Here is a 5,286-nt window from a genome sequence, read left to right as displayed (position 1 = left end):
CCCGCACGTCGCCGTCGAGGACATGCGCCCCGGCGACCTGATCATCTACTTCGACGACGCCAGCCATGTCGCGCTGTACGTGGGCGACGGCACGATCATCCACGCCCCGCGCCCGGGGCGGACGGTCACGCTTGCCGGGGCGGGCTCGATGCCGATACTCGGGGTGGTTCGACCGGACGCGTGAGGTCGGATGTGGGGTCGGCCCGTGAGGCCGGATGTGTGAGGCCGGGCGCGTGAGGTTGGGCGCGTGAGGTTGGGCGCGTGAGGTTGGGCGCGTGAGGTTGGGCGCGTGAGGTTGGGCGCGTGAGGTTGGACTGATGAGGTCGGCCGCGTGACCCACAGCACCTTGCCCCACCCCCCAAACTCCGTGCGGACGTGACGTTCGTCATCCCGTTCCGTTCCCGCCCTGCCCAACTGCGGTACGGAACGCGGCATATGACAGCGGTGAGAGGGCAAGCGGCGTGCCGCACACCATTCCGTTGCGCCGCCTTCTGCCGCTATGGTCCCGGTCGGTGGGTCGAGGTCCCTCGTCCCCGCCATGCCCTCGGGGGGAGGGAAGGAACCCAAGACGATGCCCGTACCCATACCGCGGCAGAGAGCGATCCCGCCCGTGGAGAGCGGTCAGGCGCAGGCCACACCCTCCGTCGGCGGCCCCTCCAAGGCACGAGACGCCCACCACGAGGACGCGGCGTACTCCGTGGACGCCTCGAACATCGTGGACGCCATGGACGCCATGGATTCTGTGAACGCCGTGGATTCTGTGAACTCTGTGAACTCTGTGAACTCTGTGAACTCTGTGCTCGACGAGGAGACGGCGGTCGAGCACGGCAGCCCGCTCAACGCCACGCCCGCCGACGGCGTCCACCATGGCGTGAGCACCACCGGCATGAGCACCACTTCCATGAGCACCACCGGTGTAAGCGCCAGGTTCGGCGCGACCGGCACCGGCGTGACCACCGACGGCACGCCACCCACCGGCACACCCTCCGCGCCCGCGCCCGCCGCCACCCCCCTCACCCTCCTCCTGATCGAGGAGGACCCGACGGCCGCGCCGATCGTCCGCGACCTGCACGACTCGGACGGCAAGCCGATCCGGGTACGCACCGCCCGCAACCTCACCGAGGCCGAGCGACTGCTCACCCACGACGTGCACTGCATCCTGCTGGACCTCGCGCTGCCCGCGCCCGGCAAGGCGGGCGAGCCCGACGACGAGCTCGCCGTCCTGCGGCACGTGCTCCGTCTCGCGCCCCGGCACGCCGTACTCGCGCTCACCGCGTCCGGCGACGCCGAGCGCGGCGCCGAGGCGGTACGCGTGGGCGCCCAGGACTACCTGTTCAAGGACGAGCTGGACGGTCGGCTGCTGAACCGCGCGATCCGGTACGCGGTGGAGCGGAAACGTTCCGACACGGCCGAGCGACGCCTCGCCGAGGGCAAGCTGCGCGCGCAGGAGAACGCCCGCCTGGAGCGCGGCCTGCTGCCCACGCCCCTCCTGGAGGGCTCCCCGCTGCGCTTCGCCGCCCGCTACCGCCCCGGCCGCTCGCGCGCGCTGCTCGGCGGCGACTTCTACGACACCGTCCGCACGCCCGACGGCACCGTGCACGCCATGATCGGTGACGTCTGCGGGCACGGCCCGGACGAGGCGGCGCTCGGCGTGGAGCTGCGCATCGCGTGGCGTGCGCTGACGCTGGCGGGTCTGTGCGGGGACGAGCTGCTCAACACGCTCCAGCAGGTACTGGAGCACGAGCGCGACGACGACGAGATCTTCGCGACGCTGTGCACGGTGGACATCGCGCCCGACGGCCGCCGCGCGGGCCTGTGCCTGGCCGGCCACCCGGCACCGCTGATCGCCCGCCCGAACCGGCCCGCGCGCCTGCTGCCGTACGACAACAACGGCCCCGCCCTCGGCCTGCTGCCGGGTGCCCGCTGGCCGCGCATGCAGGTCGAGCTGGGCGCGGAGTGGAGCCTGATGCTGTACACCGACGGCCTGATCGAGGGCCGGATCGGCGAAGGCCGGGAGCGACTGGGCCAGGACGGCATGGTCGAGATCATCCGCCGCCAGCTCTCCGAGGGGCTGCGCGGCGAGGCGCTGCTGCGGGCCGCCGTGAACGAGGTGCGCGAACTCAACGGCGGCGAGCTGACGGACGACGTGGCGGTGCTGCTGCTGGACCGCATGCCGTAGCACTCCGCTTGGCGCGCCGTTTCGGAAATCCGCCGTTACGGGGCTGCCGTATGCCGGCTGCTGGTCCGTCGTGGCTTGTCGCGCAGTTCCCCGCGCCCCTGGAGGGGGCTGCGCCCCCGTCTCCAGGCTCTCCAGGCCTCTATCGGCCGCCGTTGTACGGCCCGTACGGGCCGTCGCTGTTGCTTCCGCCGCGGCGGCCGCCCCAGCCTCCGCCGCCCGAGATCTGCCGGAGGGCGGGTCGTACGTCCACGAAGAAGACGATCGTGGCGACGAGCCCCGCGAGCTGCAGGAAGAGCATCGGCACCAGCAGATTCACCGCGACCGTGATGCCGAGGATGATCAGCCAGAAGCCCTTGTTCTGCTTGCTGGCGGCCCGGTACGCGTCATCACGGAACAGAGCGGCCATCACCAGCGCCACCACGGCGAGGACCAGCATGGCGAGGTAGAGCACCCACACCAGCCCCGCGAAGCCTGCCATCAGCACAACGCCCACCACCCGACTCGACGTATCCACTCTCGACAAAACCTGACGGACCTTGACCGCACCCGACCGGACCTGGTCCGGCTTGGCCCGACTTGCCCGTCCCTACGCGGTCACCGTACCCGCAACCGCGCTCCCGCTACCCGTACAACGGGCCGGGCACCCGATGAGTGCCCGGCCCGTGACCGTATGCCGTCGTCTGCCGCGTCCGTCCCGGCGGCCGTCGGTCTCACTTGGCCGGCGGCGTCGTCTTCTTCGCGGTGGCCTTGCGGGCGGCCGGAGCCTTCTTGGCGCCGGACTTGCCCGCCGAGTCGCCCTCGACCGCGACGAGCTTGGGCTCCCCGGTCTGCCCGGCCTCGACCGACTCGGACTTCGGCTCGACCGCGATCGCCAGCTCCTCGATCTCCTCGGCGGCCTCGCCGCGCCAGGTCTTCACGGTCTGCTCGCCGTGCTCGGCGACCTTCTCGTACGTCTCCCGGGCCTTGACGGCGTACTCGGCGGCGACGCCGACACCGCGCAGCGCGAGATCCTGGGCGGACTCGCCGAGCTTCTTCAGGTCGGCGTCGAGGGTGCTGCCGAGCTTCTTGATGTCACCGTCGAGGGTGCCGATGAACTCGCTGACCTTGGTCTGGAGGTTCTCCTGCGCCTCCTTGGCCCTGACGCTCGCCTCCTTGGCACGGGCGGCGGCCTTCTCCTGCACGGCCTTGGGGTCGGTGTTGCGGACGGCCTCGAAACGGGCCGGGGCCTCGGTCCGCAGTTGCTCGACCAGACCCGGCACCTTCTTCGCCTGCTGGAGGGCCAGGTCGGCGGTGCCTGCGGCGAAGTAGAGCGGAGTCGGGTCGCTGAAGGTCTTGCGCAGGTCGTCGGTGATGGCCATGGTAAAGATCCTCCCGGATTCACGTGCGTCGTATCGCGGATGTCTTGTGCGTGCTTGTACGTCGTTTTCGGCCGAGGGTCGTGCAGGTCCGCAGCGGGGCGGCCGGTCCCCTGGTCCGGTCAACTGGCCGTCTGCTGCGGATCGACACCACTCTCGCGGTCCTGCTTCGGCTTCGGCTCCTGGACATCCACCGCACTGTCGCCGTCCACGAACCCGTTCTCCTTGCGGAAGGACTCGTAGATCTGGAGCAGCACCTGCTTCTGCTGCTCGGTCAGCGTGGGATCGGCGAGGACGACGGCACGCGTCTCCACCTCGTCCCGGTCCCGCTCCGCGTCGAGGATCCCGGCCCGCACGTACAGCGTCTCGGCGGAGATCCGCAGGGCCTTGGCGACCTGCTGCAACACCTCCGCGCTCGGCTTGCGCAGCCCGCGCTCGATCTGGCTCAGATACGGATTGGACACCCCGGCGGCATCGGCGAGCTGCCGAAGCGACAACTGCGCATTGCGCCGCTGCTCGCGCAGATACTCACCAAGATTGCCGACGTTGAGCGATGCCATGCCCCCACTGTGCACCACCCCCGCTAACTATTGCAAGCACACGCTTGCAATAGTGTGTCGCCGGCTCGGCAACACCACTGAGCCTGAGCACGATAGGTGTCGTATTTGCATGAAAACTGTCGTCATCCGGGCCCGGCCTCCTGGTGCAGGTGCCTTGGGGCCGGCCTCCGCGGGTCGCCGAGAAGCGGCGTTGTCGGTGGGCTCTGCCAGGGTGTGCGTCGTGGATGAATTGGTGGAGCGTGTCGACGGTCAAGATCGCGTGCTGGGGGTGGTCAGCCGTCGGGAGGCCATCCGGGAGGGTTGGCTGCATCGGGTCGCCGTGACGGTGTGTCGTGATGAACGTGGACGGATCCTCGTCCACCGACGCTCGGAGCAGGTATCGCGCTTCCCCGGGCTCTATGAGGTCGAGGTCGGTGGCGCCGCGAATGTCGGCGAGTCCTATGAACAGGCCGCCGCGCGGGAGTTGGCCGAAGAGCTGGGTATTCGTGCGCTGCCGCGCCTGCTGTTCACGTTCATCAACCGCAGCGGTTTGAGCCCTCATTGGCTCGGCATGCACGAGGCCGTGGTGCCGGACGCCGTGGTCCCCGATCCCGATGAGGTCGCCTGGCATGGCTGGCTGACCGAGCCGGAGCTCGGCTCGGCCCTGTTGGAGTGGCGCTTCACCCCCGACAGCCACGAAGCCTTCAGCCGGTATCTCGCGTTCCGGACCACCCAGCCCTGACCTTTCCCGCCTCGCGGCCTGGGCAGTGAAGGGCGGGGGTGTAGCTTCCTGCCCGTGTTAGAACACCAGGATGAGACCAGGACAGCCTACGACGGGGTCGTCGAGCTCTATGCGTCGATGTTCACTAAGAGCTGTCCCGTAACTGCTGGTCACGGATGAGATGATCTTGCCGTGTCTGGTGTGATCACGGCGTCGGAGCCGTCCTGGATAGCCCCGTTCACCGGGCTGAGCCCGCGTCAGTTCGGCAAGCTGATCACCGCGTTGCGGCGTGAGGGTGCAGACCCGGTCCGCAAGGGCCGGCCGTGGAGCCTGCCACTGGAGGACCGAGTCCTGCTGGTCGCCGCGTACTGGCGGACCAACCTGACCCTGCGCCAACTGGCGCCGCTGTTCGGGGTGTCCAAGTCCGCGGCCGACCGGATCGTCGATCACCTCGGCCCGGCGCTGGCACTGCAGCCGCGCAAGCGGTTCCGC

7 protein-coding genes and 1 pseudogene are annotated in these 5,286 nt (G+C 69.6%); 5 read left to right on the top strand and 3 right to left on the bottom strand.

The annotated features are described in order from the left end of the window. Both BMZ82_RS38845 and BMZ82_RS38840 read left to right on the top strand, forming a co-directional pair. Positions 1–184 (top strand): NlpC/P60 family protein (locus tag BMZ82_RS38845; protein WP_143099018.1); only part of this gene is annotated, 184 nt, incomplete at its 5' end. A gap of 387 nt (positions 185–571) precedes the next feature. Then, positions 572–2,179 carry a PP2C family protein-serine/threonine phosphatase gene (locus BMZ82_RS38840; RefSeq protein WP_177244883.1) on the top strand — a complete coding sequence of 536 codons (1,608 nt, stop codon included), beginning with the start codon at positions 572–574 and terminating at the stop codon, positions 2,177–2,179. A 139-nt stretch (positions 2,180–2,318) separates the two neighbouring features. On the opposite strand, the gene BMZ82_RS38835 is transcribed toward BMZ82_RS38840, so the two are convergent. The 3 genes from BMZ82_RS38835 to BMZ82_RS38825 all read right to left on the bottom strand — a co-directional run bounded on the left by BMZ82_RS38835 (position 2,319) and on the right by BMZ82_RS38825 (position 4,094). Then, complete coding sequence (locus tag BMZ82_RS38835) at positions 2,319–2,657, bottom strand: DUF2516 family protein (RefSeq protein ID WP_371271370.1); 339 nt, start codon at positions 2,655–2,657, stop codon at positions 2,319–2,321. Positions 2,658–2,889: 232 nt separating this feature from the next. Next, positions 2,890–3,537: a hypothetical protein gene (locus BMZ82_RS38830; RefSeq protein WP_093782088.1), complete on the bottom strand. Its 648-nt coding sequence runs from the start codon at positions 3,535–3,537 to the stop codon at positions 2,890–2,892. A 119-nt stretch (positions 3,538–3,656) separates the two neighbouring features. Continuing rightward, positions 3,657–4,094, bottom strand: a complete 438-nt coding sequence (locus BMZ82_RS38825; protein WP_256252359.1) for a helix-turn-helix domain-containing protein — start codon at positions 4,092–4,094, stop codon at positions 3,657–3,659. A gap of 220 nt (positions 4,095–4,314) precedes the next feature. On the opposite strand from BMZ82_RS38825, the gene BMZ82_RS38820 reads away from it, so the two are divergent. The 3 genes and pseudogenes from BMZ82_RS38820 to BMZ82_RS38815 form a co-directional block, all read left to right on the top strand. Then, positions 4,315–4,815: an NUDIX hydrolase gene (locus BMZ82_RS38820; protein WP_371271369.1), complete on the top strand. Its 501-nt coding sequence runs from the start codon at positions 4,315–4,317 to the stop codon at positions 4,813–4,815. A 54-nt stretch (positions 4,816–4,869) separates the two neighbouring features. Then, positions 4,870–4,938, top strand: a pseudogene (locus BMZ82_RS42475) (SAM-dependent methyltransferase); the annotation flags it as partial. 48 nt (positions 4,939–4,986) lie between these two features. After that, positions 4,987–5,286 (top strand): helix-turn-helix domain-containing protein (locus BMZ82_RS38815; protein ID WP_143098918.1); only part of this gene is annotated, 300 nt, incomplete at its 3' end.

It is taken from the genome of Streptomyces sp. yr375 (assembly GCF_900110755.1).
GTDB lineage: Bacteria > Actinomycetota > Actinomycetes > Streptomycetales > Streptomycetaceae > Streptomyces.
The sequence above is the reverse complement of the archived record's forward strand: the minus strand, read 5'-3'. Positions and strand labels throughout refer to the sequence as shown.

Excerpts from the sequence above, each read along its gene's own strand:
- BMZ82_RS38835 (WP_371271370.1), bottom strand. The coding sequence starts at position 2,657 with ATGGCAGGCTTCGCGGGGCTGGTGTGGGTGCTCTACCTCGCCATGCTG.
- BMZ82_RS38830 (WP_093782088.1), bottom strand. The coding sequence starts at position 3,537 with ATGGCCATCACCGACGACCTGCGCAAGACCTTCAGCGACCCGACTCCG.
- BMZ82_RS38840 (WP_177244883.1), top strand. The coding sequence starts at position 572 with ATGCCCGTACCCATACCGCGGCAGAGAGCGATCCCGCCCGTGGAGAGC.
- BMZ82_RS38825 (WP_256252359.1), bottom strand. The coding sequence starts at position 4,094 with ATGGCATCGCTCAACGTCGGCAATCTTGGTGAGTATCTGCGCGAGCAG.